The sequence below is a fragment of the Dyadobacter sp. OTU695 genome (genome assembly GCF_038440355.1).
GTDB lineage: Bacteria > Bacteroidota > Bacteroidia > Cytophagales > Spirosomataceae > Dyadobacter.
In genome coordinates, this window is record NZ_JASATN010000013.1 from 133,130 (window position 1) to 159,014 (window position 25,885).

Annotated in this window: 28 protein-coding genes; 6 read left to right on the plus strand and 22 right to left on the minus strand. The window is 50.7% G+C overall.

What is annotated here, in order from left to right:
• The first annotated feature begins 66 nt into the window (after positions 1–66).
• On the plus strand, positions 67–1,473 hold the full coding sequence (locus tag AAHB90_RS22380; RefSeq protein WP_342087468.1) for a mandelate racemase/muconate lactonizing enzyme family protein: 1,407 nt from the start codon (positions 67–69) through the stop codon (positions 1,471–1,473).
• A gap of 18 nt (positions 1,474–1,491) precedes the next feature.
• Here the strand turns inward: AAHB90_RS22380 and AAHB90_RS22385 are convergent, their stop codons facing one another.
• The 4 genes from AAHB90_RS22385 to AAHB90_RS22400 all read right to left on the minus strand — a co-directional run bounded on the left by AAHB90_RS22385 (position 1,492) and on the right by AAHB90_RS22400 (position 3,414).
• A complete protein-coding gene (locus AAHB90_RS22385) occupies positions 1,492–1,977 on the minus strand; it encodes a TlpA family protein disulfide reductase (protein ID WP_342087469.1) in 486 nt (161 codons plus the stop codon).
• 44 nt (positions 1,978–2,021) lie between these two features.
• On the minus strand, positions 2,022–2,591 hold the full coding sequence (locus AAHB90_RS22390) for a DinB family protein (RefSeq protein WP_342087470.1): 570 nt from the start codon (positions 2,589–2,591) through the stop codon (positions 2,022–2,024).
• Between the two features lie 42 nt (positions 2,592–2,633).
• Positions 2,634–3,014, minus strand: coding sequence for a DoxX family protein (locus AAHB90_RS22395; protein ID WP_342087471.1), 381 nt, complete (start codon positions 3,012–3,014; stop codon positions 2,634–2,636).
• Positions 3,015–3,147: 133 nt separating this feature from the next.
• Positions 3,148–3,414 (minus strand): hypothetical protein, encoded by a 267-nt coding sequence (locus AAHB90_RS22400; RefSeq protein WP_342087472.1) that lies wholly within the window; start codon positions 3,412–3,414, stop codon positions 3,148–3,150.
• A gap of 259 nt (positions 3,415–3,673) precedes the next feature.
• On the opposite strand from AAHB90_RS22400, the gene AAHB90_RS22405 reads away from it, so the two are divergent.
• Genes AAHB90_RS22405 through AAHB90_RS22415 form a run of 3 tightly spaced genes read left to right on the plus strand, consistent with a single transcriptional unit; the run spans position 3,674 to position 6,629 of the window.
• Positions 3,674–4,531, plus strand: coding sequence for a hypothetical protein (locus AAHB90_RS22405; RefSeq protein ID WP_342087473.1), 858 nt, complete (start codon positions 3,674–3,676; stop codon positions 4,529–4,531).
• A 4-nt stretch (positions 4,532–4,535) separates the two neighbouring features.
• The gene (locus tag AAHB90_RS22410) at positions 4,536–5,465 is read left to right on the plus strand and encodes a hypothetical protein (protein WP_342087474.1); all 930 of its coding nucleotides are present in this window, start codon (positions 4,536–4,538) and stop codon (positions 5,463–5,465) included.
• Positions 5,466–6,629, plus strand: coding sequence for an adenylosuccinate synthetase (locus tag AAHB90_RS22415; protein WP_342087475.1), 1,164 nt, complete (start codon positions 5,466–5,468; stop codon positions 6,627–6,629). It abuts the gene before it with no gap.
• Positions 6,630–6,692: 63 nt separating this feature from the next.
• Here the strand turns inward: AAHB90_RS22415 and AAHB90_RS22420 are convergent, their stop codons facing one another.
• The 7 genes from AAHB90_RS22420 to AAHB90_RS22450 all read right to left on the minus strand — a co-directional run bounded on the left by AAHB90_RS22420 (position 6,693) and on the right by AAHB90_RS22450 (position 13,379).
• On the minus strand, positions 6,693–7,115 hold the full coding sequence (locus AAHB90_RS22420; protein ID WP_342087476.1) for a secondary thiamine-phosphate synthase enzyme YjbQ: 423 nt from the start codon (positions 7,113–7,115) through the stop codon (positions 6,693–6,695).
• 51 nt (positions 7,116–7,166) lie between these two features.
• Entirely contained in the window at positions 7,167–7,661 is a 495-nt protein-coding gene (locus AAHB90_RS22425; RefSeq protein ID WP_342087477.1) for a DinB family protein, read from the minus strand.
• A 25-nt stretch (positions 7,662–7,686) separates the two neighbouring features.
• Positions 7,687–8,073, minus strand: a complete 387-nt coding sequence (locus AAHB90_RS22430) for a VOC family protein (protein ID WP_342087478.1) — start codon at positions 8,071–8,073, stop codon at positions 7,687–7,689.
• Between the two features lie 39 nt (positions 8,074–8,112).
• Positions 8,113–9,450 (minus strand): MFS transporter, encoded by a 1,338-nt coding sequence (locus tag AAHB90_RS22435; RefSeq protein ID WP_342087479.1) that lies wholly within the window; start codon positions 9,448–9,450, stop codon positions 8,113–8,115.
• Positions 9,451–9,637: 187 nt separating this feature from the next.
• On the minus strand, positions 9,638–10,291 hold the full coding sequence (locus AAHB90_RS22440; protein ID WP_342087480.1) for a hypothetical protein: 654 nt from the start codon (positions 10,289–10,291) through the stop codon (positions 9,638–9,640).
• Between the two features lie 160 nt (positions 10,292–10,451).
• Positions 10,452–10,970 carry a DinB family protein gene (locus AAHB90_RS22445; protein ID WP_342087481.1) on the minus strand — a complete coding sequence of 173 codons (519 nt, stop codon included), beginning with the start codon at positions 10,968–10,970 and terminating at the stop codon, positions 10,452–10,454.
• A gap of 105 nt (positions 10,971–11,075) precedes the next feature.
• Positions 11,076–13,379, minus strand: coding sequence for a glycoside hydrolase family 95 protein (locus tag AAHB90_RS22450; protein ID WP_342087482.1), 2,304 nt, complete (start codon positions 13,377–13,379; stop codon positions 11,076–11,078).
• Positions 13,380–13,575: 196 nt separating this feature from the next.
• Here AAHB90_RS22450 and AAHB90_RS22455 point away from each other — a divergent pair, with 196 nt between their 5' ends.
• Positions 13,576–14,322 (plus strand): GNAT family N-acetyltransferase, encoded by a 747-nt coding sequence (locus tag AAHB90_RS22455; RefSeq protein ID WP_342087483.1) that lies wholly within the window; start codon positions 13,576–13,578, stop codon positions 14,320–14,322.
• 173 nt (positions 14,323–14,495) lie between these two features.
• On the plus strand, positions 14,496–15,002 hold the full coding sequence (locus AAHB90_RS22460; RefSeq protein WP_342087484.1) for a hypothetical protein: 507 nt from the start codon (positions 14,496–14,498) through the stop codon (positions 15,000–15,002).
• A 52-nt stretch (positions 15,003–15,054) separates the two neighbouring features.
• Here the strand turns inward: AAHB90_RS22460 and AAHB90_RS22465 are convergent, their stop codons facing one another.
• The 11 genes from AAHB90_RS22465 to AAHB90_RS22515 form a co-directional block, all read right to left on the minus strand.
• Positions 15,055–15,999, minus strand: a complete 945-nt coding sequence (locus AAHB90_RS22465) for an L-histidine N(alpha)-methyltransferase (protein ID WP_342087485.1) — start codon at positions 15,997–15,999, stop codon at positions 15,055–15,057.
• A gap of 10 nt (positions 16,000–16,009) precedes the next feature.
• Positions 16,010–17,167 (minus strand): ergothioneine biosynthesis protein EgtB, encoded by a 1,158-nt coding sequence (egtB, locus tag AAHB90_RS22470; protein ID WP_342087486.1) that lies wholly within the window; start codon positions 17,165–17,167, stop codon positions 16,010–16,012.
• The gene (locus tag AAHB90_RS22475) at positions 17,148–18,725 is read right to left on the minus strand and encodes an ABC transporter permease/substrate-binding protein (RefSeq protein ID WP_342087487.1); all 1,578 of its coding nucleotides are present in this window, start codon (positions 18,723–18,725) and stop codon (positions 17,148–17,150) included. Before AAHB90_RS22475 ends, egtB begins: the two co-directional genes overlap by 20 nt.
• Complete coding sequence (locus AAHB90_RS22480; RefSeq protein ID WP_342087488.1) at positions 18,725–19,675, minus strand: ABC transporter ATP-binding protein; 951 nt, start codon at positions 19,673–19,675, stop codon at positions 18,725–18,727. Before AAHB90_RS22480 ends, AAHB90_RS22475 begins: the two co-directional genes overlap by 1 nt.
• 111 nt (positions 19,676–19,786) lie before the next feature.
• Entirely contained in the window at positions 19,787–21,169 is a 1,383-nt protein-coding gene (locus tag AAHB90_RS22485) for a mercuric reductase (RefSeq protein WP_342087489.1), read from the minus strand.
• A gap of 144 nt (positions 21,170–21,313) precedes the next feature.
• A complete protein-coding gene (locus AAHB90_RS22490) occupies positions 21,314–22,240 on the minus strand; it encodes a bifunctional riboflavin kinase/FAD synthetase (protein ID WP_342087490.1) in 927 nt (308 codons plus the stop codon).
• Positions 22,237–22,938: a tRNA pseudouridine(55) synthase TruB gene (gene truB, locus AAHB90_RS22495; RefSeq protein WP_342087491.1), complete on the minus strand. Its 702-nt coding sequence runs from the start codon at positions 22,936–22,938 to the stop codon at positions 22,237–22,239. The genes AAHB90_RS22490 and truB overlap by 4 nt, the downstream gene beginning before the upstream one ends.
• A 19-nt stretch (positions 22,939–22,957) precedes the next feature.
• Positions 22,958–23,734 carry an undecaprenyl-diphosphate phosphatase gene (locus tag AAHB90_RS22500; RefSeq protein WP_342087492.1) on the minus strand — a complete coding sequence of 259 codons (777 nt, stop codon included), beginning with the start codon at positions 23,732–23,734 and terminating at the stop codon, positions 22,958–22,960.
• Positions 23,731–23,946, minus strand: coding sequence for a DUF3098 domain-containing protein (locus tag AAHB90_RS22505; protein WP_342087493.1), 216 nt, complete (start codon positions 23,944–23,946; stop codon positions 23,731–23,733). Before AAHB90_RS22505 ends, AAHB90_RS22500 begins: the two co-directional genes overlap by 4 nt.
• Before the next feature lie 80 nt (positions 23,947–24,026).
• Entirely contained in the window at positions 24,027–24,905 is an 879-nt protein-coding gene (locus tag AAHB90_RS22510) for a cell division protein FtsX (RefSeq protein ID WP_342087494.1), read from the minus strand.
• Between the two features lie 129 nt (positions 24,906–25,034).
• Positions 25,035–25,628: a bifunctional nuclease family protein gene (locus AAHB90_RS22515; protein WP_090376679.1), complete on the minus strand. Its 594-nt coding sequence runs from the start codon at positions 25,626–25,628 to the stop codon at positions 25,035–25,037.
• Positions 25,629–25,885: the final 257 nt, after the last annotated feature.

Genomic DNA, 25,885 nt, shown 5'->3' on the forward strand with positions numbered 1-25,885 from the left:
TCGCATATCGGGTCAGGGTAGCAGCCCTTTATGGAGTCTGACTATTTGAAACAGATATCCTAGACCATGATTTCCGGAAAACCCGAACATTTCTCCCGTCGCGAATTCGCCCGTCGCGCGGGTATGCTGGCTGCCGCCGGTGTATTTGCGCCCGAAAATCCTCTCCCGAACCCAGTTCCCAAGCCTGCCGTGAAAAATATCACCATTAAAAACGTAAGCTCCAATTTTGAAAGGGAGCCGCTGAACCCGTACCGTTTCAAAGGCAGCGCCATTACCGATAGCTGGCAGGCCATTGCCATGCTGGAATCGGAATCGGGTATCCGTAAAGTGGGGCTGGGTACGCAAGGTGTTCTTTGGTCGGATTCGAAGGTCTTCGCAGCGCATTCGGAAAGTGCCGGCAATGCATTAATGTATGCTATGAGCGAACGAGCGTTGCAGATGATCAAAGGGACGTCGTTCACCGACCCGGTACAGCTGCTCGACGATATTTTACCGGAAGTACTGGCCTATGGCAAGAAAATTACGGGTAACCCGGATCTGAGAAAAACATTCGCATTGAACGCCCTTGTGTGCGTGGACAATGCCGCCTGGCTGCTGTACGCGCAGGAAAATGGTTTGAAGCAGTTCGATGAACTGGTGCCTGCCGCATACCGGCCCGGGCTTTCCTACCGGCACGAGAAAGTGGCCAGTATTCCGTCATTTGCCGTCGGAACCTCACCGGAACGCATCAAACAGGCCGCTGATGACGGTTATTTTATTTTAAAGCTGAAAACCGGCGCCGCAGGTACGCAGCAGGAAATGATCGAAAAGGACATTGCGTTCCTGACGGCTGTGCACAAGGCCATCGGGCATTACGAAACGCCTTATACCCAAAACGGGAAAATCCCCTATTACTTTGATGCCAACGGTCGTTATGAGAAGAAGGAGACGTTGCTGCGTTTTCTCGACCATGCCAAAAAGATCGGTGCATTCGAGCAGATCGCGGTGATCGAAGAGCCATTTGAGGAAAGTAACGAAACCTACGTGGGCGACCTGGGCGTGCGCGTGGCGTCGGACGAAAGTGCGCATACTGTGGAGGACGCTGCACACCGCATCGAGCTGGGATATTCGGCGATTGCCGTAAAAGCGATTGCCAAAACGCTGAGTATGACGATGAAGATCACCCAGCTGGCCTACGAAAAAAAGGTGCCTTGCTTCTGTGCCGATCTCACCGTAAACCCGATCCTGGTCGACTGGAACAAAAATGTGGCCGCCCGTTTGCAGCCCTTTCCCGGAATGTCGGTTGGGTTGCAGGAAACGAACGGCCATCAATATTATAAGAACTGGGACAAACTTATGACCTTTCACCCGATGGCGAATGGCAGTTGGACCCAAACCCGGAAGGGTGTTTATCTCACCGACAAGTCATTTTACGCGGAGAGTGGCGGTATTCTTGCCCCTTCGGCGCATTACGACGCCATGTTCACAAGTTAAGTAACAAGGCTGTTGCCGTCAGATTTGTTTCAGCGCCTTAAAGATTTCCGCGTGAGGTTGCTCACCTTCAAATGTCCTGACAAGGTTTCCCTTTTTGTCATAAATGGCAATGTAAGGAAATGAGCGGATCTGGTAATAGCGCTGAACAAGGTAGGATGTGCCTTCGGTACCAACTTTGAAGTTCGGGTAGGTGCCGAGACTGTACTGGCTCACGAAGGGTTTCAGCATGTCCATCGCCTGGAATGTGACCATCACCACCTGTTTGTTGGCAACCACACTGGAATTTTTCAGCAGGTCTTTGGTAAAACTCTGGCAATGCTCGCAATCAGGCGAAAAGTAGATGAGCACCACCGGCCCCGCACCAAGCTGCGAGGACGTGTATTGCTGGCCATTGACAAGCCTGATCTGGAACGGGGCTATTTTTTTACTGCTGGCAGCAACCTGGGCAAAGCCATCCGACATGCCGACTATCAATAATAACAGGAACGATAACTTACGGAACATAACACCTGGGTAATAAATGAGTCCGCAAGTTATTAATCTTTGCGCTACCAGCTGCCGGTGCGGCTGCTAACTTTTTCGGAAATATTGCGCAGCTGGCGGGTATGTCTTTTCGAATGGCAGAGTACAAATTGGAGCCATTCCCAGCGGGTAAGGTTGGCAACTTGCGGAAACTCAAAATCGGTACAGGTGAGCGTGAGATCTTCATTAGCAGCTATCTCGCGGATCGCCGCACGTTCCGCTTTGAACGCTTCGAGCAATTGCTGTTGGTCGTGAGGGCCGGCCGACGGGATGATGAAATCCGGGGCCTGGTATTTGGCCGTAAAATCAAGGAAAATCGATTCGATGACAGGTACATATTGCGCTATGGGACGATCGGTTTCTTCCGTCGTGCCGAGTACCGTTTCGGGTATGCCCGATTCGGCCATCAGAATGTGCTCAGCTACTTGCCCGGCCGTCCAGCTGCCCTCGAACGGGACCATATTGACCTGCTCCGGTTGAAGGGAAGCCAGAATCGTGTAAAAATCCTGCTCCGTTTGATCGAGGTCATGCAATAGTCGTTTCCTGTCCACAGCTTCCTCCGTTTTGGTTTCGATGATTGATTGATTGGTTGACATAGTTTTATAAGATTGAGTTGTTGATGAATCTGACGCGGTACACTAAACGGTGGCGAAGGTCTGCCGCTGCAATTTGTGGTAGTAGATATACGAAACGGCTATTAATACAAAACCGATGATAAATCCTGCCCACATATCGGGACCGTCGCCAAACGCAATGTGCGAGTAAAAAGCGCCGAGGAGGTCGTAGAATATGCCTGCATAAGCCCATTCCTTTATTCTGGGGTAGCCTGGAACGAGGATCGCAATAATACCCAGCATCTTGGCGACACCCAGGAAGGGGACAATGTAAGCGGGATAGCCTATGCGCGTCACATGCTCTATCGCTTCGGGTGCCGAAATGGCATCGTATACGGCACCAATGCCCAGCATGACGGCCAACAGACCCGTTACAACCCAGAAGATAATCTTTGTCTTTTTCATAGTTGATGTAGTTTAATGGTATATGGAATGAAACAGAATTTACCAATCTGGCATAGCGCTGGTTTCGTGTGCGAGACCAGCGGGATTTTTCAACCTAAAAATAATGATGGCATACCGTGATGCCGGAGCCGGCTTAATATTCAGCCAACTGTATGGCACCGGTGTGAATTTTTCCTGAAACGCTCTCTTCCAGGATGGCTGCTTCATAGCCAAAGTTTTTCAGCAGTCCGATTACACTCGTACCGCATATTGCCGCACCCTCGCAGCTGACCCGCAATACTTTATCACAATCTTCGAGGTCGAAACTGGCCTGGTAGCCGGTGAATGCAAGGCAAATCAGGTCGACCAACAATTTTGCCTGGCTTTGTTTCTCTACGTCTGTTTTGAATACTTCTACCATTGTTTCCGATCTGGTTTAAGGGCCATTTTGTAACAGCTTGCCTTACATTATTTCGATGTTACAAACTAAGCGGGTTCGGGTCACAAAAAGAGATGTGATTTGCGACATTATCAGGGGGGGATTGTGACAAAGGGTAGCTACGCCGATTGCTCATTCGCGCCATTCGCCTGCTCAATGGCCTGCCCTTGGTGCCGTTAGTTCTGATACCTTGGCTTTCTCACAGCTATTGATGGGCATCAGTTAACGACAAGCGCTATCCATGACAGACGACGACAGCCGAATGATCGACCAGGTTTTGCAAGCAACCCATTACAATGCATTAGCCGCCCGCACGGGAATGTCCTTTCGGGATATTTTGAAGGCCGTGCATCCCGATAAATGCAAAGATCCCCGAGCGCAGGACGCTACCAACCATTTACTCGAAATGTTCCGGCATTTCACCAGCGGGACAACTTTCACAGACGATTCCGGTAACTTCCTGACCAATGGCTACTGGATATTATACCAGGGCGACCCGCAGATAATCGCCCATGCGATGCGGAATCAGCAGGAAGTAGCGGCAAGTGCAACGGAACATTTCAAACGGTATATGCCCTATGGCTGGAACTCCGACTCCCGCCTTTTGTTCTTCCAGCGCGCGATACCACTCGTCAATCTGACATTGTCACAGGACCATGTAAACTGGGTGCTGTCGCGGCTGCTCGAATTCTGCATGCAGCTTCACAGGCATACAGGCCGTGCGCACCTGGGCCTTACACCTGCACACGTAATGCTCGTGCCCGAAACGCACGGGATCGCCGTCGCGGGATTCTATCACACGACCAAGCTGAATGCCCGCGTATCGACGATTTCGGCCGCTTACCGGCACTGGTATCCCAGCCAGTTACTGACCGACAAGAAAGCCACCGAAAATGTCGACCTGGAAATGGTCAAACGTATTGGCGCCTACCTCCTGGGCGACCGCTCCGGGCTGGGTACCTCGCTGCGGAAGACGCATCATGCCGAGTTTGTCGATTTCCTGTTAAGCTCTGACGACGATTCACTGACATGTTACGAAAAGTACCGTGAAATGCTCGACAGAAATTTTCCATCCCAATTCATCCACTTAAATATCTGAAACAATGGGCTATTCATCATGGAGCAGCGATGCTTATGACAGTGTCAGCCGGGTGCGCAAAACCCGGTCGATCGACGACAATTTTACACAAAACAAGCTGGGCGTGATACACCCCGATCTTTCGCCGGACGATGTCGATATCCGGGAATCGAGAGATTCGCAGTTGCACCCGGATTCGGTGCCGATCATCGTGGCGCTGGACGTTACGGGCTCGATGGGCTCGATTCCCGAAAATCTGATCAAAAATAAACTGGGCGCATTGATGAACACCCTGATCGATAATGGTATCCTCGATCCGCAAATCATGTTCATGGCCATAGGTGACCATATTTCGGACGACTATCCTTTGCAGGTGGGCCAGTTTGAATCGGGGACTATTGAACTGGACGACTGCCTGTCGAAAATCTTCATCGAGCGGGGTGGCGGTGGCCAGAACCGGGAAAGTTACCCATTGGCCTGGTACTTCGCGGCACGGCATACTTCAATCGATTCTTTTGAGAAAAGACAGGAGAAAGGGTTTCTCTTCACGATTGGCGATGAAGGTTTTCACGATCAAATGGCGGCCGATTTGTTGCAGGCCAAATGTGGTTACAAAGGCCGGGAAAACCTCACTGCATCGTCCGTACTGAATGAAGCTTGCCGGTCGTACTTCGTTTTTCACATCCACGCCAACGAAGCGAGCTATCACAACGACCCTTTCGTGTTTTCGCAATGGAAGGGATTATTGGGTGAACGTTTCCTGGTACTCGAAGATCAGAACAATATTGCGGAGCTCATCGCAACTACGGTGGCGCTGGTAAAAGGGGTAAATGCGGACGTCGCGATGAGCGGCTTCGATGCCAGAACACGGCAATCGGTCTCCAATGCGCTCGTCGCGGTCAAAGATTCACTAATCCGCCGCGACCACGGCACATCGGGTATTATCGCATTGTAGATGGGGGATGTTCATATCGTTTTGGGAATGGGTTATGGCGACGAAGGAAAGGGTGTTTTTACAGATTACCTGTCCTCTACGCTGGATCACCCGGTGGTGATCCGCTTCAACGGCGGGCACCAATGCGGGCACACCGTCATGCATGCCAGCGGCCGCCCCCACGTATTTTCAAATTTTGGAGCAGGCACTTTCCGAAACGTGCCGGGATTTTTCTCCCGGTTTTGCACGATCGATCCCATGGGTATAGCCAGCGAGTTCAGCGCATTGCAGCGACTGGGAGCTGATCCCGTACTGTTTGTGGACCCGCTGGCGATGGTCACGACACCTTTCGATAAATTTTATAATGTAAGCGACCGCGCTAACGTCGCTCACGGGACGGTAGGCGTAGGTTTTGGTGCGACGATCGAGCGTAATCTGGGGCCGTACAAACTTTACGCACAAGACCTGTTTTTTCCGGCCATTTTGGAACGGAAGCTGGCGGCGGTACGCGACTATTATCGTATTAAATTCAAAGCCCGCGGACTGGAAAGCTGTATTGAAGCACTGGAACTGGAAATTATGCGCTTGTACCAGTTTATGCGCCACGTAGGGGCCGTACGTGACATTATCAGGTTGTTGCCTGAACGCCAGTTATTTGAAATGGGATTTGAAAACCATATTTTCGAAGGTGGACAGGGCATATTGCTGGATATGGATTTCGGAATCTTCCCTCACGTTACGCGTTCGAATACGACCAGTAAAAACGCGTTCGAAATGCTCCGCCGCAATGGTATAAAAGCTTCCCCGACAGTTTACTATCTGACCAGGGCCTACCAGACCCGCCACGGCAACGGCTGGATGCCCGCGGAAAAGCATCCGGTAGCACCCATTAATAACCAGCACGAAACGAACGGTCCGGGAGGCTACCAGGGCGAATTCCGCACGGGCATTCTCGATACTGACATGCTCCGGTATGCTTTGCAGTGCGACGCTAATTTTTCAGCCGGCGCCGAAAAGCAAATGGTTGTATCCTGCATGGATCAGTTGATAGGCTATCAATACCTTTCGGGTGGAAATGTCCTCACTGCGCCGGATAGGGATTCGTTTTTAAAGCAAATAGCGCTGTGCGACAAGGTTTTGACAAATGACGGTCCCGGGGCGGAAACAATAAGGCAATGGCGGTGAGCGGCTAAGGTTAGTACTTATAATATGGCCAATACTTTTAATAATATTTGACCGGAAATAAACTCAGATACCCCAGGCAGTGATCATCAGGTTTCTCGGCTCGCCATAGTCGCGATGTTCGCAGAGGTAAATGCCCTGCCAGGTGCCGAGGGCCAGACGACCATTCCGTATCGGGACCATCACCGAACTTCCAAGTAGCGAGGCTTTCAAGTGGGCCGGCATATCGTCGGAGCCCTCGTAGTCGTGCCGGTAGTCGGGGTCATTTTCAGGGACGGCTTTATTGAAATACATTTCAAAATCGATCCGGACAGTCGGATCGGCGTTTTCATTGATCGTCAGCGAAGCCGAGGTGTGCTGGATAAACACCTGGCACATCCCGGCTTTGACTTCGCTGATCGATGGTAATGCGTGAATAATTTCTCCGGTAATGAGGTGGAAACCGCGGCTTCTGGCTTTGAGCTGAATGCCTTGCTGAAACATTTTCATAAAATGCCTGATCGATATTTGATCTGCAAGAAAGCACAATTCCACCTGTTTTTACATGTATCGCATGCCCGGATAGCCGAGTAACCGCCGCCACAGGGCGATCTGTCCGATGATATTCGCTTCGCGATAGATCGAGAACGTGATCAGTTCGTATAGCGACATGTTGAACTCAGGACCCATGTCAATTCGCCGTTCCAGCTCTTCGTCGCTGAGCTTGCTCAGTGATTCTTTCAGGATCGGCGTAATTTTGTCCCAATCCTGCTGATAAGAAGAAATCGCCGGATATTCCACGCCATCCTGAATTCCCTTGTACTCCTTGAACAGTTCGTTGGCCTGTTGATAGCCATCATAACCCAGGTTACGCGCGAGGTCGAAACGTTGCTCCACAAGCGCGCCGGCGAGCCAGCCGATGTGGTTGGCCTTGGTATCCAGGCGTTTTTGCGTGTCTTCGTGGGATATGTTCTCCGTTACAAACGCGAAAAAAGGGGATTGCAAATCATAGAGGGCGATGATGCCCTGCATTCTGGTGCTTTTTACATTGTCCATGTTTTCAGTTGAAGGTTAAGGATGATTATTTTTCAGTTTCGATGACCGACAGAATATTGCCGGCAGGGTCTTTAAACCAGGCGATGGTCGGGCCATTTCCCCGCATGATGTTATCAGCATCCGTCTTAAAGCCGGGCCAGTCGTAGCTTTCGAATTGCACGCCTTTGGATTTGAGTGCTTTAACTGTCTCCTCGATGTTCTTGACAGGGAAGTTAAGGACGGTGAACGTCGCGGGTTCGTGGTTTGGTTTCTCATACAGGATCACCTCGTAGCCCCCATGGATGTTCAAATGGAGTACCGGCATTTCCTGTTGCTGCGAAACCTCGATTCCGAGTGTTTCCCCGTAAAACTGTCGTGCTTTCTGCAAGTCATCCACCGAATACCCGCTGAATGCTTTGGTCTGTCCAAACATAGTTGTAGTGATTAGTGTTGATTGAAAATAAAAGGTCTGTCAGGCTTCCTCTCGCACCGGCACCTCGTCGGTATCGTATTCCGGCGCAGGTTTCTTGTAAACGAGCGATAATTTCCTGTAAGCAGCCGACTGCATGGCGATCAGCGTGACAATGAGGCCTACAATGCCTGTCACGACAAATAGAAGTGCGAGACCGCGGGCGGTGCCGGTACCGAACCAGGAACCGATCAGGCGAACGCCTGCCCCTGTGGTCATAAAGGGAATGAAAACAAATTTGGCAATCGGCCCGATCATGAATGCCGTAATGGGGGAAGCAGCCTGCTCAATGCTTTGCGCAAATCCGAATACACGTCCCTGTCTCTCCGGTGGGATTACTTTTTGCAGGATCGTTTGCTCCGTCGCTTCGACGACGGGAATGAGGCAGAGGTAGACAAACATGCCGATGCCCAGTAAAACAATGGACGATTGAATGGGGAAGATGATACAGATCACCCACATGACAATATTTGAAATAAATAATGTTTTCAAAGGCATTTTACCCAGGCCACGCTTTGCTACCACCAGCCCGCCGACGATAAAACCTAGGCTCAGTACGCCCCAGAGAATACCCCACGCCTGCACCGATACGAGTGAGAGCCCGTAAGCGTCCATCAGCGACATAAATACGCCACCGAGGAAGTTATTGAAAGTATTGAAGAAAATCAGTCCAAACAGTCCTGGTACCATACCCACGGCAGCAATGGTGCCGCGGATATCGATGTGCTGCGTATGAGATTCGGTGTGAACAACCTCCTTTTCGGGGATTGTGATCGTCAGCAAATGCAGGATTACCAGCACGCTCAGCCCCACGGCTAGCGCCATCATCCATAATACGCCCAGGTAACCGATCACCAGACCGCTGAAAATCGAAGCGATCAGAAATGATACCCCGTTGGCGGTACCGACCATTCCATTGGCTTTATCGCGGTTGTCTTCTTCGAACAGGATGGTAACCACCGTCGACAATGCGATTGTACGGATGTTTCCGGTAATCGCCCCGAAGAGACAAAGTGTGATAAAAAGCCAGAGGTTAATGCTCGAATCGTCTTTGAAGACCGCTTCCGGTGTGGAAATATAGATGATCAGGGCCAGGATGTAGAGTGCGAGGGTAATGCAGGCCGACAACAGCATGGAAGTCTTTTTGCGGTAGCGGTCCACGATAGATCCGAGAAAAAAGCCCGAAAATGCCACCGTAGCAAGGTAAACCCCTGCCATCACCGAAGTGGCCAGCACGGATTTGGTTTCGAGATACACCCAGAATGTGACGGCGAACCAGACAAACGTATTCGTCAGCGCAGCTGCCAACGAATTGGCAAGGACCGCATAAAAGGTTTTCATAACGATATGTGTTAATCACCGGGTTGTCACCGGTTTGTGAAGAAGTGTTGATACAAAAATACGGCCAGTCACCCACTTTTCCGGGGTGGGTATAGGACAATTTACGGGTGTGATTGTGCCAAACGAAGTTTTGGCAAAGAGGAGAAGCTTGTAGCAATGAAAGGCCCCGGTTCCCGGGGCCAAAAAGCTATTGAGGATCCACGCGCTGAGACGCGGCTTTCGGAGCGGTGGATGGTTGCGGTACTGTCGATTGCGTATTAATCTGCACTTGTTGTGGCACACTCCGGCCGGTCGTTGCGGGTGCGGTCGTCTGCGAAGCAGGAGCATAGGTTCCTGCGGCAGGCGATCCCGCGGCAGGCGCTGCTCCGGCAGGCGTCCCTGCGGGCGTACCCGTAACTGGGATCCCCGTTGAAGGGACTTGCTGCATCTGTACCTGCTGCACTTGCCCGGCGGCTGTCGCCGGTTGTTGCTGGATTACCTGGGGCTGGTAGCGTTCGGGCATCGTCCGCGGGTCCTGCGAGGTATTTACTTTCGGCACAGATCCCTGTTGGCTAGCCGGCCGCGAGTTCACTTCAAAACCCAGATCCTGCACGTCGGACACTTTTTGGACCGGAGCTACGGCGGGAGCGGGCTGCACGATGGTACCCAGTTGCCCCGGTGCTTCCGGTGCTATCTGGCCGGTTGGTTTTGGTTTAAATGTTGCGGCAGGAGCCGATTGTGCGCCCGTATAAGCTCGGGGAACTTGTCCCGTCGGGGCGGGTTGTCTTACCTGCGCATTCGCATGGTTCACTGCAAACAGCAGGCCCGCAGCTGCGGCTACTGTTAATACTTTGGATTTCATGTGCGGCATAGTTCTCTTTTTCAAATGATTCAACTACGCTAAGGTAGACACTAAAACCATTCCATGAAAATAGAAAACCCCATTTCCGTTTCGACCTATCCGTGCAAACGGGAGTTGCACAGGCAGGTCAAAACAGAAATGGGGCGAAGTTTATAACGAATTAATTGCGATCCCAGAAGAATGGCGGCTGCACGCCCAATGCACGCAGGTACACGAAGCCCTGTGCCCGGTGGTGGATCTCGTTATCGATCAGGTACAGGATCGTGTTGTAGATCGTGTTCTCGTACATTCCGAAGGCGGCTTCAACCTCATTGAACCGTTGGGCGGGAATCTGCGGCCAGAGCGTATTGATGTATTCGGTAACCAGGTCCCATAGGTGCAATACTTCCGCTTTGGTAGCCGGTGCGGGTGTCGAAGAATCGAGGACCGGGTCGCTGAACGTCCAGTCGCCGAATGCAATGCCGCGGATGCCCGGAGCTGCGAGGCCGATCATCTCCATAGTGAGCCCGGCGTAAGTACGCATGCCGCCGATCGAAAAAGTATAAAACTGATCCTCAGGAAATGCCTCAATAACCTTCCGGCTGAGCCTGCGGTGGCCTTGCCAATGGTCCAGAAGTGCCTCGGCAGTGATAACGGTTGTGGGAGCTGCCAGTTCTTGTGCGGTGTTGTTAGTGTCCATGTCAAAGGTTTTTAAAGTTTATTGTTTGATTACATGACAAACTAAACATCGCCAAGTGACAGCAGTATGTCAGCAGCATTTCTGCACTGCTGAAAAAAGTTGGATTTATTTCAAAACAGTCAGATCCGGCCCGAAACGGTAGGTTTTTCCCTTCGCCGTTGGTATCGAAACCACCTTGGCGCCGTAGCGGATCTTGCAGGTATTTCCGGCGTTCGAACGCACGGTCAGGCCGGTTAGCTTGCCTCTTTTCCATTCCATATCCATTTCAAAACCGCCCCGCGTCCGTAACCCGCTCACCCGGCCGTCGGGCAATGCTTTCGGCAGGGCCGGCAGGATGTGGATGTTTTCCAAATGGCTTTGCACCAAAGTTTCGAGAATGCCGGCAGCGCCTCCGAAGTTACCGTCGATCTGGAACGGAGGGTGTGCGTCGAAAAGGTTCGGGTAGGAACCGCCGCCGCTCATTTTCTGGCCCGCATCGTACACGGGGTTGAAAAGCTTGCGGATCATCGTGTAAGCGTGCTCTCCATCCAGGAAGCGTGCCCAGTAATTGATTTTCCAGGCCAGGCTCCATCCTGTACCATCATCGCCCCGGAACCGGAGTGATTTCATTGCGGCTTTTAGCAGATCCGGTGTACCGGCCGGGGTGATTTCCTCGCCTGGGTACACGCCCCACAAATGCGAGACGTGCCGGTGGTGGCTCGTAGTGTCGTCGATATCCGTCATCCATTCCTGTAACTGGCCGTAGCGGCCTATTTGGTTCGGGGCGATCTGCTTCGAGGTTTGTGCCAGTTTTTCGGCAAATGCCGCGTCCGTCCCGAGGATACCGGCGGTTTCAATGCAAGCCTTAAACAATGCGCGGATGATCTGGTGGTCCATGGTTGGACCAGCCACCAGGCCTCCGTTTTCCGGGGAGTTGGAGGGTGAGCTGATCAGCATTCCTGTTTTCGGATCCTTTACCAGGAAATCCAGAAAGAATAGAGCCGCGCCTTTCATGAGCGGATAGGCCATTTTTTGCAGGAATGCTTTATCCTGCGTAAACCTGTAATGTTCCCACAAATGCAGGCTCAGCCACGCGCCTCCGGTGACCCAAATACCGTGGTTGGATGCATTAATAGGCGCCGCCCCGCGCCATACGTCGGTATTATGGTGCAGCACCCAGCCCTTTGCATTGTAATGCTCCTGCGCCACTTCGGTCCCCGTTTCGGAAACTTCCTTTACCATTTGAAACAGCGGCTCATGACATTCGCTCAGGTTCGTCATTTCCACCGGCCAGTAATTCATTTCAGTATTGATGTTGACCGTGTATTTGCTGTCCCAGGAAGGATTGAGCTTGTGGTTCCATTTACCCTGTAAATTGGCCGGGTGGCTTCCCGGACGGCTACTGGCAATGAGCAAATAGCGCGCAAACTGTACATACAAGGCGAGCAATGCCGGGTCGTCCGGGTCCTTTTTGAACTGGCTAAGCCGTTCGTCGGTAGGCAGGCCGGAGGCGTTGCCGGCAGGCAGGGTCAATGTAAAGCGGCTGAAAAGCTGCTGGTAATCTGTTTTATGGTCGGCCAGCGCTTTATTAAATGCCGGGGCATTTTGAAGAACTTCCGTAGTTTTGGAAGCCGGATCGCCGGTGATGGTTTTGTAATCCAGGTAATTGGTAGCGGCCGTCAGGATTAATGTTGCCTTTGTAGCATTGGCAATTGTCAGTTTTCCTGCGGTTTGGGCCAATTTTCCGTCGGTGATAACTTTGACGCGGGCAATGCCATTCAATGCGCCCTTGTCGACATGGACTTCCAGTTCAATCTCGTTGCCTTTCACATTGATCTTCTTTTCTGAATGAATTGCGTCCATGCGAATGGAAAGATCCAGCTTACCCTTTTGTGAGCTGGTAACCTGATAGTAAATCGCTTTGGCGGGATGGCTCGCAAATGCTTCCCGCGTATAGCGGACGCCGCCAGCCTGGTAGCTGCTTTTGACAGTGGCGGTACGCAGGTCGAGTTCCCGCGCGTACTCGGTATGTTCCGCGTGTCCGGGAAAGTCTAAATAAACATCTCCGAAAGCCTGGTAGGCCATCTGGCGCATTGGCTGGCTCATAAATTGCTCATTGGCCAATGCTTCCGCTTCTTTTTGTTTTCCCTCGTTCAAAAGCCGGCGGATTTCGCCCAGATGCGAGGAAGCGCCCTTGTGAGCGTAACTTCTGGGCTCGCCTGTCCACAAGGTCTCTTCGTTAAATTGGATTTGCTCGGTCGTGACGCCGCCGAAAATCATCGCTGCGAGCGGCCCGTTCCCGATCGGCAATGCTTCTTCCCATTGTTTCGCAGGCTGTTTGTACCAAAGTTTCAAAGGGGTGGTGCCTTGCGCATGGCATTTCAAAATGACGAGCGTGAGCAAGATAATGGTCTGAATAAGAGGCCTCATGCCGGTTTAGGATTGGGTGAATAATGATGTCGGTCCGGTGAAATGCACCGCTGCTGCCTTGCTGACGTGTTTTTAGTGTCACTGCCCGTACAAAAAAGCGGCCGGAAGCATTGCATTTCCTGCAACGCGGCTAGTTTTTTTCGCACCATTATACTACCTTATTCGAAGATTCCTTCCACACTGTGCGAGCCACACTATGCGAATCAGTACTTCCAAAACCGGGCTGGACGAGATCAGGGATTTTCGCACGATGTTCCTGCATGAAAACCACTTCCAGTTCGTCTGCAACAAGTGCCACGACTATGGCTGGGCCGATACCTGGCTGTTCAGGGTAGATAATGTCCGTGTCGGTTATGGTTCCGTGTGGGGTACCGATCGCCGCCAGGACCGTGACACGATCTTCGAATTTTACCTGCTGCCTCCTTACCGCAAATACGCCAGTCTTGTTTTTGAGAAATTTCAAATGGCTTGCCGGGCAACCTGGATCGAGAGCCAGAGCAATGATGTTTTTCTGGCAACCATGCTGTACCGTTTCTGCGATACCTCATTCGCGGAAGCTATTTTGTTCGAAGATCATTTCACAACATCCTTTGAAATGCCGGTCGCAATCTTCCGCAAACGTTCGGAAAATGATCCGATGAATGGCGATGAAAGCGAGTACGTGATCGATGTCGGCGGTGAGATTGTGGCCAGCGGCGGGTTAATGCTCAACTACAACATGCCGTACGCGGACATTTACATGCAGACGCGCGAAGGATATCGCGAGCAGGGTTATGCTACTTACATCGTGCAGGAGCTGAAACGGACCGCATACAAAATGGGCCGCGTGCCCGCCGCCCGCTGCAATATCAGCAACCGTATTTCCCAGGCAACTTTGGAAAAGGCGGGTTTCCGTGTATGCGGTTTCAGGCTGAAAGGGGTGATTCGGGATTTGGAAGGTTGAGGACATTCCATGTCGGCAGTTCCACTGCGGCAGTTTCTCTACGGCAGTTCCATTGCGGCAATTCCACTGCGGCAATTCTATTGAGGCAGTTCCACCGCGGCAATTCCATTGAGGCAATTCCATTGCGGCACGCTTTTTGAAGTTGTTGGGTTTCAAATCAAACAACTGAAACCATGGCTACTACAACAAAGGGCAATACCAAGGAAGCCACTTCAAAAACGAAGCAGAATGCCACCACGGGGACTTCTGCCAAAAGTACGGCCGCCAAGGCAACGACCAAGAGCACTACAAATACAACAGCGTCAAAAACGACCGGTTCGAAACCAGCTGCTTCCAAAACGGCCGCGTCGAAAGCCACAGCAACCAAGACAACCGGTACTAAAAAATCGGCCGGCAGTTCCAAGTCCGACACCTCGACGCGCGATCACGATACGATCCGGGCCTGGGTGGAGAAGCGTGGCGGTGTGCCTTCGATGGTGAAGGGAACCGCCACGAAAAAAGATGGCGGCGGCATCCTGCGCATCGATTTTCCGGGGTACAGCGGTGAGGATTCTTTGCAGAAGATCAGCTGGGAAGAGTTTTTCCAAAAGTTCGACGAAAGCAAGCTGGAATTTCTTTATCAGGAAAAAACAGCCGATGGTAAGGAAAGCCGTTTCAATAAATTCGTATCGAGTAACTAGTGCCTTATGCTGTTAAATGAAGCGGCCGGGATATTCGTTGTCCCGGCCGCTTTTATAATGTCCAGAGGCTGTCGGTAAAATAGGCCTTGCAGTCCTGAAAATGTTCTACTACCCTGAAACCGTTGGTCCTGGCCACTTCTTCGATTTCGGCTAACGTATATTTCTTCGAAAGTTCAGTCCATATCAGCTCGTTCCGGTCGAAATCATAGCATTTGTCGGTGTATCGAACGTGTACTTTCTGCGGTACCAGGCTCACCAGGTAGCTCCGTACCTCGCCATTGACGGGATTATAATGCGAGTAAAAGTCGAACTGGTTGGTTTTGAAACTTCCGCCCAACTCCCGGTTAATCCGGTGCAGCAGGTTAATATTGAATGACTTCGTAATGCCCCTGGGATCGTCGTAGGCGCAACGGACGGTAGCCGGGTTCTTTTGCAGGTCGAAGCCGGTAAGCAGGTAGTCGCCCGGGTTCATACATTTGCGGAAATCGGCCAGCAGGCTGTTAACCTCGTGGGATTCGTAATTGCCGATATTGCCGCCCAGAAAAAGCAAGAGGCTGGGAACGCCCGATGCCGCCAGTTCCTCCATCATCGTGAAGTAGTTGCCGATCATCGGACTGATCTTCAAACCAGGTAAATGGCTGTGCATATTAGCCGTCAGCTCTTCGATGGCTTTGGACGAAATATCAATGGGCACATAAGTAAAATCAACCTGCCGGTCGATGAGCTTTCTCAGTAACTGCCGCGTTTTGATCCCATCTCCCGCACCGAATTCGACAATCTGGAACGGGCCCTTGAATTTCAGTTTTTGAATGATATTCTCTCCCTGCAACGATAAAATCTCAAATTCGCAGGGAGTAGGGTAGTATTCAGGCATTTTCATGATGTCCTGAAAAATACTGCTACCGATATCGTCGTAAAAGTATTTACTCGAAATGTGCTTCAGTGGTGCGGACAATCCCTTGTGAATGTCTCTGGCAAAAGTCTGTATGTCTGTCATAACGAATAATTTATCGTGCCAGCCGGATACCCGTATATTGCCAGCGCTCGTGTGTGTGAAAGAAATTACGATAGGTCTTCCGTGCATGTCCCGGCGAGGTTGCCACAGAAGCCCCGCGAAGTACCATCTGGTTAACCATAAATTTGCCATTGTACTCTCCAACAGCCCCGGGTGCCTTGGAAAAGCCAGGGTAGGGTAGGTAGGCGCTATTGGTCCATTCCCAGCGCTGACCCCAGTCAAGGTTTGCGGATGCGATTTCCCATTCAAATTCGGTAGGCAGCCGCATGCCTTTCCATTGTGCGTATGCCGCCGCCTCGAAAAAGCTGATATGGCTCAGAATGGCTTCCGGATCGACTTTTTGCAAACCATTTAAGGTGAAATAGTGCCATTCGCCATCGATCTGATGCCAGTACATGGGCGCTGATATGTGGTTTTCATTAACCCACGACCAGCCTTCATCAAGCCAGAGATTGAAGTCCTGATAACCGCCGGCGTCCATAAATTCAATGTACTCGCCGTTGGTAACAAGTGCTTTGGCAATCCCGAACTCGTGCAAAAACACCTTATGTCTGCCTAATTCATTATCAAAGCAAAAGCCTTCGCCCTGGTGTCCGATGTCGTAAATGCCTTCGGGGATAGTCAGAAAACCCGTTTCGGTATTTCGGCCGTTTACCATATTCTGTCCTTCACGGTACACCGGAAAGAGCGGATTATGGCCGAGAATGTATTTGATGTCCGTCATTAATAACTCCTGATGCTGCTGTTCATGATGCAGGCCGAGCTCAACCAGGGCCAGCACGTCCGGGTCAGTAAGTTCTTCGAGATAGATGTCCATTTGCTCGTCCACATATTTGCGGTAAGCGTAAACGGCCGTGGTGGTGGGCCGCGTCACATTTCCCCGGTCGGTGCGAAGTGTGCGTTCGCCTACGTTGTTATAATAGCTGTTGAACAAATAGTTGAAATCGGGGTCGTAAACGCGGTAGCCCGGTACATTGGGTTTGAGAATGAATGTTTCAAAAAACCAGGTCGAATGCGCGAGGTGCCACTTGGGCGGGCTCACGAATGCAACCGGTTGCGGCACATAATCTTCCGTTTCGAGCGGCTCGCAAATGTACTCCGAATGCTTTCTGACATTGTGAAATGCTTCCCTAATGCCGGTGGTTTCCATTAGTTGCATAGTTTTTTAGGTCGGTGATGGATTGGATGTTCAAGGATTGTGCCTGTTGGCGCCGCATCATCAGCGCATAGGCATTATTGAAGCCGATTGGCCGTAGCCATTGCAGCTTATACTGTTTTAAAAATTCATTTTTGACATAGTCATAAACCTTTTCGCGGTCGCCGGCGAGACTTTTAAGCTGCGCCCGACTTGGTTTGAGGATCGCCAGCAGGCCGGTGCCGGTGTACTCCGGATACATATCGATTTCTGCATTGTTCAATGCATCGAAACAAATTTTTGTGCCGCCCAAACCGGTTTTGGTAACGGCTTTAAGATCGGTATCACCTTCGATCAGCTCTTTATACATTTGAATCAGAATGTATTGTTCGGCAAAAATCTTGGAACCGAGGCGTATAACGCCCTTATTACCGTTTCGGGGCTGTCGATAAAGGTTTTTGGATACGAGAAAATCATGCGCGACGCGGTCGGGCGCTTGTTTGAGGTAATCGACCCGGTAGTTCAGTTCCGTCATGACCGAGTCATTGATATAACCCGAGAGTTTTTCAAGAACCGGTTGTAATTCAGGGTGTTGAATAAGCGCCTCACTCCGTACGACTGGTGCGGCATAGTAGGGTGGGAAAATGTTCTGATCATCTTCGAGGGTAACGAGGTCGAATGCTTTCAGCCTGCCGTCGGTGCTGTACCCGCTGATAACGTCAAGTTTTTTTTCAAATGCCGCTTTGTACATGACCGCGTCGCTGATCACTACGGTCTGAATATCAAGCTTGTATCTGGACTTTAAACCCAAGTAACCGTCTTCCCGGCCCATAAACTCGGGTGTGAAACCGGCCAATAAGTTGCCTTTTGTGTAAGGTATGAGGTAAAATGAAGAGAGTAAAAGCAGAAGGATGGGTAAGACGACCGAGATTTTGCGCATTCTTTTCAGACCTGTCTTTTGCAATAATGAAAGCAAAAAATCCAGCAGAACTGCCAGTAATGCTGCCGGAATGGCCCCGGCGAGGATCATTTGCGTGTTATTCAATGCAATTCCTCCGAAGATGAACTCGCCGAGGCCGCCCGCGGCAATATAGGCGGCCAAAGTGGCGACGCCCACATTAATGACCGTCGCAGTCCGGATCCCGGCAAGGATCACCGGCATTGCCAGCGGTAATTCGACGCCCGTCAATATCTGCCATGAGTTCATTCCCATGCCCAGCGCCGATTCCGTAATGGCCGGGTCGACGCCCGTAATGCCGGTAAAAGTGTTTCGGATAATGGGCAGCAGCGCATAGAGAAACAACGCCGTAATAGCAGGCAATGCTCCAATCCCGAGTAGCGGGATCATAAAACCGAGTAAGGCGATACTGGGAATGGTTTGAAGAACTCCGGCAATACCTAGTACCAGCCAGGCAGCTTTTTGACGCCGCGCGATCCAGATTCCAAGAGGTAATCCGATGGCGATGGCGATAAGCAGGGAAATGCAGGTCAGGCCGATATGGGCCACGGTCTGGCTCCACAGCTTATCTGATTGCTGCGCCATAAATGCCCATAATGACTGTTGTTCTTCCATTATGCCTGCTGTTTGACCTGGTTATAAATGCGATGGATGTCCGCCATGCTCAGCGATTTCATTTCATTATCGTCAGTCCGCACATTCACCCGATCGCGTTGATGGCGGGAAAGCATTTCGAGTGCGTCCCAAAGGTTGTGATCCGGGTTCAGATAATGTTGATACGTCGTTTCTGCATTTGGTAACACATTTATTATTTCCCGGAGCGAAACGGCTTTCAATTCCAGTAAAAATCGTTGTTCGTCGAAGAAAGCGCGCACAAAATCGCTGGCAGGTCTGAACAAGAGGTCGGCGGAAGTACCCGATTGCACAATTCGTCCTTTGTCCATCAGGCAAATATGGTCGCCCAATTCGAGCGCCTCCTGCACGTCGTGTGTTACGAGGACGATGGTTTTTTCGCGTAATGCAGGCAAATCGGTGAAGTCCTTGCGTACACTCGCGCGGGTGACGGGGTCGAGCGCGCCGAAAGGTTCGTCGAGCAGCAATACCGGTGGGTCGGCGATCAATGCCCGGGCAATGGCCACACGCTGCTGCTGGCCGCCGCTGAGCTCGCCGGGATATTTGCCTTTGAAATCCTGCGGAAGTTTGAGCTGTTCGAGTAGCCGCCTGGTTTGCTCAGCGATGTCGTTAGCAGACCAGTTCAGCAGTCTGGGGACGATCGCAATGTTTTCGGCAACGGTGTAATGCGGAAAAAGCCCGTTGTTTTGAGAGACATAGCCGATGGACCGCCGGAGTATTTCCGGTTTTTCTTCGGAGATATCTTTTCCAAGAATCTCGATGCGACCGGATGTTGCTTCGATCAAACGGTTGAGCATTTTAAGCGTAGTCGTCTTACCGCAGCCGCTCGTACCCAGCAATACCATTGTTTCCCCCTTGCCAACCCGGAAGGAAACATCTATAACTGCCTCAATACCATTAAAATATTTGCTGATGTGGTCGGCAATGATCATGATGCTTGCTAACGGGTACGTGGTTCAGGTCTGCAAAAAGGATTTGCCTATTCTTCTGTACGTAAATCAGCCGGAAAACGATCCATTTTCATGGAAAAAAGCGAACGTAGGCTATGATTCGAGCGTCATAAAAAGGTTGTTCAGCGACTCGGCATAGGTAGGATGCGCAAAAACGCCGTTCAGGATTTGTTGGTAGGTAACGCCACCCATCATAGCCATTTGAAGGATCGTTACAATCTCACCGCCTTGTTCGGCCAGCACTGCCGCTCCCAGGATTTTACCTGTTTTGGCATCCACGACGGCTTTCATCATTCCCCGCACGTCGCCGGTTTCGATGGACCGGGCTACGCTGTCGTTTTGCAGGACGGCTACTTTAATATCCATCCCTTTTTCCCGGGCTTCCTGTTCGGTAATGCCTACGCGGCCCAGCTGCGGGTCGATAAACATGCAATATGGAATGAGCCGGTCGGCAATGCTGATTTGTTTTTTCTCAACAACATGCTGGATGATCAGCCGGTAATCGTCATAGGAAACGTGTGTAAATGCCGGACCGCCTTTGATGTCGCCCAACGCGTAAATGCCTTCGGCAGAGGTTTCAAGTTGTGAATTGACCTTGATACGTCCCCTTTCATCGACGTCGATACCTGCCACTTCGAGGCCGAATTCGCCAAGTTGCGGCTCGCGCCCGGCTGCTACGAGCACGTGCGTACACGAGCGATGACTTTTAATATCCCCGCTTTCCAGTGTTGCGGCAATAATATGCCCGTTTTGAGAGAACCGGGTCGCCCTGGTGTTGGTAAGTATTTCAATATTTTCCAGCGCGAGTATTTTCACAATCGCTTCGGCAATATCCTTATCTTCTCTTTTCAGTAGCCGTTCCGATGGCTCTATCAGCGTTACCTTGCTGCCAAACCTTGCAAACATCTGCCCAAATTCCAACGCAATGTATCCGCTGCCCAGGATGAGCAGATGCTCAGGCACTTCCGACAGCTCCATAATGGTAGTGGAAGTGAGATAGGGGATAGCGCTAAGCCCCTCTATTTCAGGAATCTCTGGCTGTAAGCCGGTGTTGATGAAGAATTTATCTGATGTGATTGTTTCGGTCCCGCCTTCCTTTAATGATACCGTAATTTCCTTTCGGCCGCTGAACCGCGCGGTACCGTAAATCAGGTCCAGGCCGGCGGTGTCCAGGATACGTTTTTCCGAATTGCCCCGCATGCGGTGCACAATACTGTTTTTCCGTTCCAGAACTTCATCGAAATCGATGGTAATGCTGCCTACGCTCACGCCCAGGGTCTCATTATGGCGCGCCGACCATGCCGCTTTCGCGGAGGCGACCATCGCTTTGGTAGGGGAGCAACCGTCGTTGACGCACGTCCCTCCGACCCATCTTTTTTCAATTAATGCAGTTTTTAAACCTGATTCGGCCAGTTTGCGGCAAAGCGGCGTGCCTGCCTGGCCCGCACCGATTACAATTGCGTCGTAGTGTTTCATAAAGGAAAAGGATTGGCATTCGGGACCCTGCATAGAAAAGCAGGTTTAGTCCGGATTTTACGTATAGCCATAATAAAAGCGTGCCGGTAGGGCACGCTTTTCGCAAAAGCAAACTGTATGAGTAGGAAAAAGAGTTCGTGCAGGTCAGGCGAAATAGGCCAGGGTATTTTCCCGATCGATTCCGATCTGTTTAACGAGCATATCGAGCCCGTTGAATTTCTGTTCCGGACGAAGATAATGAAGCAATTCCAATTTAAGGTCTTCGCCGTAAATTTCTTTGTCAAAGCCGAATAGGTTCGCTTCTATCGTCCTGACGGTGCCGTCCACGGTAGGCCGCACACCGATATTGAGCATTCCCTGAAATACCTGGTCCTGGTAAACCGCATGGATGACATACACGCCGTTCATCGGGATCAGCTTGTAGGGTTCGTGCACGTACAGGTTGGCGGTAGGAAAGCCGATCGTACGTCCGAGTTGTTTCCCTTTTACCACAGTTCCCGAAAGCGTATAGGCGCGTCCCAGCAACTCATTGGCTTCATGAATATGCCCGGTAATCAGCGCTTTACGGATGCGTGTTGAGCTGATGGCCGTGTGCTCGATATCCTCTCTGGGAATTTCCTCCACTTCGAAGCCATATTCCGAGCAGTTTTTTTGCAAAAATTCAAAACTGCCTTCCCGGTTGCGGCCGAAGCGATGGTCGTAGCCGATCACAAGTTTTTTTGTCCCGATTCTCTCTACGAGAATCTGTTTGATGAACTCGTCGGAAGTGAGTTCGGAAAAAGAGCGCGTGAACGGGATGATCGCAAGATGCTGAATGCCCAGCTTCGAAAACAGTTCTATTTTCTCTTCAATCGTGGAAAGCAGTTGCAGATCCTGACTGTCTTCCGACACCACCGTACGCGGATGCGGCCAGAAAGTCAGGACCACCGATTCGCCGCCCGATTGTTCGGTGATTTCTTTAAGACGGGTTAATATTTTTTGATGTCCCAGATGTACCCCGTCGAAAGTACCGCTGGTTACGACGCCATATTCCAGTTTTTGAAAGGAATCCAGGCTATGATAAATGTTCATTCGTCAACCTCCAAATTCAAAGCCACTCGTTTCTGATGAATGAAAGCGGTCAGCTCCCACGCATCTTTCAGTTCGAAGTCGCCGATCCTGGTCCTGCACAGCTTGCTCATGTAAGCGCCGCTGCCCGCCAGCTCGCCGAAATCGCGAACCATACTGCGAATATAAGTACCTTTTGAACAAATGATCCTAAAATCGATGGAAGGAAAGTGGGTAGCGTCTATTTCAAACAGCTTGATCTCTACCGCGCGCTTCTTGATCTCGGCGTCCTCACCCCGTCGCGCAAGCTTGTACGCACGCACACCGTCGATTTTGATGGCCGAGTAAAGCGGCGGAATTTGTTCGATAGGGCCGGTAAGTTGCCTGCGTGCATTTTCGAGTACTTCCGGCGTAATATGGTCGATCGGATATTCTGCGTCGATATCGGTTTCCAGATCGATGGAAGGCGTCGTTTTACCCAGCACCATGGTGCCGGTGTACTCTTTTTCCTGTGCCTGGAAGAGGTCGATCTGTTTGGTTTTTTTACCGGTACAGAGGATCAGCAAGCCGGTAGCTAGCGGGTCCAGTGTACCGGCATGGCCTATTTTCTTGAATTTGCAAGCTCTTTTGAGCTTGTTGGCCACATCAAATGAAGTCCACGTCAAGGGCTTGTCGATCAGGATGACCTCGCCTTCGTCGGGTATGTTTTCTTCTTGTTTCAAATTGGGGGAAATAAAGGGGCTAAACAACGTCCAGCTGGTAGCCTGACGCCAGCAAACCAAGTAGAACAAGGCCCAGAATAATGCGGTAGTAACCGAAAACTTTGAAACCGTACTTGGTCAGAAAGCTGATAAAAAATTTGATCGCCAGCATGGCCACGACGAATGCGACGGCATTACCGATCAGCAGCGTTTGAATATCTTCCTTCTGAATGGTATCGTATGTTTTCAGCAGCTTGTAACCTCCCGCAGCAGCCATGGTAGGCACGGCGAGGAAGAACGAAAATTCGGCTGCCTGTTTTCTCGACAAACCATTGAGCATACCGCCGATAATGGTCGAAGCTGAACGAGAAACGCCTGGGATCATGGCGATGCATTGGAAAAAACCGATTTTCAATGCGGTAGGGAAAGTAATCACCTTTTCGCGGGTATCGTTTGCAATGCGGTCGATAAAGATCAGGATAAAGCCTCCCAGAAGCAGGGAAATGGCTACTACCCAAACATTTTCGAGCAACGCATCGATAAAATCGTTCAGCAGGAAGCCGATCACGGCTGCCGGCAAGAATGCCACAAAAAGTTTGAAATAGAAATCGGTGGTCTGGAAAAATCGCCTCCAGTAAAGCACGAGAACGGAAAGTATAGCCCCGAACTGGATATTGACCGTGAACATTTTGGTGAATTCCAGATGGCTGATCCCCATGAATGAGGAGGCTATGATCATGTGCCCGGTGGAAGAGATGGGCAAAAACTCGGTAATTCCTTCAACAATTGCTAAAATAATGGCCTGCCAGATGCTCATGAATGGGTTGGTTTACGGAGAATCGCCCAGAACTCGATGATAAAGCCCGAAATGGTAACAAGGGGGCCGAGGGTCAGGCCAAGAAAGCCGAAACCAAACTCTTCTCCGTCGAATGTCATAATCAGGAAGCCAGCGAGGATTACCGCGATACCTACCAGCATCATCACATAGTTGGATGACGAAAATGGAAGCTCATTTTTTGAAGTACTCATAACGTTTATTTATCGGTTACTGTTCTTGAATAGCTGAAAGAGGATGAGAAACGCGTTTGCCGAGGCAGTCGCCTGCCCGGTCAGTAAAGATCGTCCAGGGCCATGCGCAGGTAACGCGCCAGCGACTGGTACGTACTTGCCACGCCGATGGCAACACCCAGGGTGAGTACGCATGCAATGAGGATCACGATCTTGTCATATTCCTGCAACAATGCGAGGCCCTCCACATTTCTAACCGCCAGCTGTTGCAGGCCAATGAGCAGGATCGCTGCCACAATGCCGCCGACAAGGCCCTGAATGGCTCCGCGCAATACATATGGTTTTTGGATAAACCCATTCGTAGCGCCTACGAGCTGCATACTGCGGATCAGGAAGCGTTGGGAATAGATGGCCAGTTTGATCGTATTGTTGACCAGCAAAACGATGATAATCAGCATGATCAGCGCAAAGCTTGCCAGTACAATGTAAATTTTGGTGACGTTCCGGTTGATATTGTCGGCCAGGTCTTCCTGATAAACCACTTCATACACTCCCTTCACCTGATCGAGCTCCTTCTTGATCTGTTGCAGTTTCGCTTCCTCGAAATAATCTTCCTGGATTTTTACGCGGTAGCTGTCGCGTAAAGGGTTTTCGCCGAGAAAAGTGGCAAAATCTTCCTTGGTACCTTCAATGAACTCCTTGGCGGCTTCTTCTTTTGATACAAATGTAATGGCCTTTGCTTCCGCAGAATTCAATACAAAAGGTTTAGCCTGAATGATGCGGAGTATCGAATCCTGGCCGGCCTTGGAAACTTCTTTATTGATAAATACCCGCACCTCGATATTCTGGCGGATAATGGAAACCAGCTTTTTGGATTGGATCACGAGGAGCCCGCAAAAGCCGATCAGAAACAATGCAGCCGTGAGGCTCATGACGATCATTGCGTTGGGGTAACTCCCGATCTTCTTTTTTTTAGGCATAACAGCGTAGGATTTCGCTCGTCGTTGGTTCGGTTTTCTGGAATACGACTCGGGCAAAAATAAGGATTAAAATTTCAAAACAGCCCTTTTTAGGACAATCCTTAACTATTTTTAACTATAATGGCGGTTTCAGTTCCTTCTTCCCATCTCGTCGCGGATCTTCGCCGCTTTCTCGTAATCTTCTTTCGAAAGGGCGTCGTCGAGCATGCGTTGGAGCTCGTCGAAAGTAAGGTCACGGAGCGAGTCTTTGGAACCGGAGGGGCGGATCGTTTCACGAACGGCGTCCTCGTCCTCATCTTCTTCTTCGGTCACCGAGCTGGACACGATACCGGCTTCCGACAAAATGGTTTCGTAAGTATAAATAGGAATGTCGAAACGCAGGCCGATCGCGATGGCGTCGGATGGGCGGGCGTCGATCTCTACCTCACGAAGATTGTCCGTACACACAATTTTGGCGTAGAAAATGCCTTCTTTGAGGTCCGAAATGACGATTTCCTTCAATGTATAATTCATGCCGTCGGCGAACGACTTGAACAGGTCGTGCGTCATCGGGCGGTTGGGTACTATGTTTTCAATCTGGACGGCAATGGCCTGGGCTTCGAATACGCCGATAATGATGGGCAGCCTGCGGTTGCCGAGTTCTTCCCCCAGTACCAATGCAAACGAGCCGGCTTGGGATTGGCTTGGTGAAAGCCCCAGAATTTCTAACTTGATTTTTTTCACGTTTGAATTAAATGCGCAAATGGTTAACAGTCGTGGTGAATGGTCTTTTGGCTGACAGTTGATTTTCAACGAATTAACAACTAAACCTTTTAAAGTGTTCCTGTTTGAAAAGCGCCATTGGCGGATCAAAGGTGCAAAAATAAATAACCCTTACTGCATAAAAAAATGCTGTAAGGGTTAAGATTCTGCCGCTATTGCCGGGCCAAAAATTAAATTGGGTTAATCCACTGATTTTAAGCTTCTTTTTTAAATCTGGT

What these genes read in the sequence shown, in the direction of transcription:
- AAHB90_RS22380 (WP_342087468.1), top strand. Translation starts at nt 67, where the DNA reads ATGATTTCCGGAAAACCCGAACATTTCTCCCGTCGCGAATTCGCCCGT.
- AAHB90_RS22385 (WP_342087469.1), bottom strand. Translation starts at nt 1,977, where the DNA reads ATGTTCCGTAAGTTATCGTTCCTGTTATTATTGATAGTCGGCATGTCG.
- AAHB90_RS22390 (WP_342087470.1), bottom strand. Translation starts at nt 2,591, where the DNA reads ATGTCAACCAATCAATCAATCATCGAAACCAAAACGGAGGAAGCTGTG.
- AAHB90_RS22395 (WP_342087471.1), bottom strand. Translation starts at nt 3,014, where the DNA reads ATGAAAAAGACAAAGATTATCTTCTGGGTTGTAACGGGTCTGTTGGCC.
- AAHB90_RS22400 (WP_342087472.1), bottom strand. Translation starts at nt 3,414, where the DNA reads ATGGTAGAAGTATTCAAAACAGACGTAGAGAAACAAAGCCAGGCAAAA.
- AAHB90_RS22405 (WP_342087473.1), top strand. Translation starts at nt 3,674, where the DNA reads ATGACAGACGACGACAGCCGAATGATCGACCAGGTTTTGCAAGCAACC.
- AAHB90_RS22410 (WP_342087474.1), top strand. Translation starts at nt 4,536, where the DNA reads ATGGGCTATTCATCATGGAGCAGCGATGCTTATGACAGTGTCAGCCGG.
- AAHB90_RS22415 (WP_342087475.1), top strand. Translation starts at nt 5,466, where the DNA reads ATGGGGGATGTTCATATCGTTTTGGGAATGGGTTATGGCGACGAAGGA.
- AAHB90_RS22420 (WP_342087476.1), bottom strand. Translation starts at nt 7,115, where the DNA reads ATGAAAATGTTTCAGCAAGGCATTCAGCTCAAAGCCAGAAGCCGCGGT.
- AAHB90_RS22425 (WP_342087477.1), bottom strand. Translation starts at nt 7,661, where the DNA reads ATGGACAATGTAAAAAGCACCAGAATGCAGGGCATCATCGCCCTCTAT.
- AAHB90_RS22430 (WP_342087478.1), bottom strand. Translation starts at nt 8,073, where the DNA reads ATGTTTGGACAGACCAAAGCATTCAGCGGGTATTCGGTGGATGACTTG.
- AAHB90_RS22435 (WP_342087479.1), bottom strand. Translation starts at nt 9,450, where the DNA reads ATGAAAACCTTTTATGCGGTCCTTGCCAATTCGTTGGCAGCTGCGCTG.
- AAHB90_RS22440 (WP_342087480.1), bottom strand. Translation starts at nt 10,291, where the DNA reads ATGAAATCCAAAGTATTAACAGTAGCCGCAGCTGCGGGCCTGCTGTTT.
- AAHB90_RS22445 (WP_342087481.1), bottom strand. Translation starts at nt 10,970, where the DNA reads ATGGACACTAACAACACCGCACAAGAACTGGCAGCTCCCACAACCGTT.
- AAHB90_RS22450 (WP_342087482.1), bottom strand. Translation starts at nt 13,379, where the DNA reads ATGAGGCCTCTTATTCAGACCATTATCTTGCTCACGCTCGTCATTTTG.
- AAHB90_RS22455 (WP_342087483.1), top strand. Translation starts at nt 13,576, where the DNA reads ATGCGAATCAGTACTTCCAAAACCGGGCTGGACGAGATCAGGGATTTT.
- AAHB90_RS22460 (WP_342087484.1), top strand. Translation starts at nt 14,496, where the DNA reads ATGGCTACTACAACAAAGGGCAATACCAAGGAAGCCACTTCAAAAACG.
- AAHB90_RS22465 (WP_342087485.1), bottom strand. Translation starts at nt 15,999, where the DNA reads ATGACAGACATACAGACTTTTGCCAGAGACATTCACAAGGGATTGTCC.
- egtB (WP_342087486.1), bottom strand. Translation starts at nt 17,167, where the DNA reads ATGGAAACCACCGGCATTAGGGAAGCATTTCACAATGTCAGAAAGCAT.
- AAHB90_RS22475 (WP_342087487.1), bottom strand. Translation starts at nt 18,725, where the DNA reads ATGGAAGAACAACAGTCATTATGGGCATTTATGGCGCAGCAATCAGAT.
- AAHB90_RS22480 (WP_342087488.1), bottom strand. Translation starts at nt 19,675, where the DNA reads ATGATCATTGCCGACCACATCAGCAAATATTTTAATGGTATTGAGGCA.
- AAHB90_RS22485 (WP_342087489.1), bottom strand. Translation starts at nt 21,169, where the DNA reads ATGAAACACTACGACGCAATTGTAATCGGTGCGGGCCAGGCAGGCACG.
- AAHB90_RS22490 (WP_342087490.1), bottom strand. Translation starts at nt 22,240, where the DNA reads ATGAACATTTATCATAGCCTGGATTCCTTTCAAAAACTGGAATATGGC.
- AAHB90_RS22500 (WP_342087492.1), bottom strand. Translation starts at nt 23,734, where the DNA reads ATGAGCATCTGGCAGGCCATTATTTTAGCAATTGTTGAAGGAATTACC.
- AAHB90_RS22505 (WP_342087493.1), bottom strand. Translation starts at nt 23,946, where the DNA reads ATGAGTACTTCAAAAAATGAGCTTCCATTTTCGTCATCCAACTATGTG.
- AAHB90_RS22510 (WP_342087494.1), bottom strand. Translation starts at nt 24,905, where the DNA reads ATGCCTAAAAAAAAGAAGATCGGGAGTTACCCCAACGCAATGATCGTC.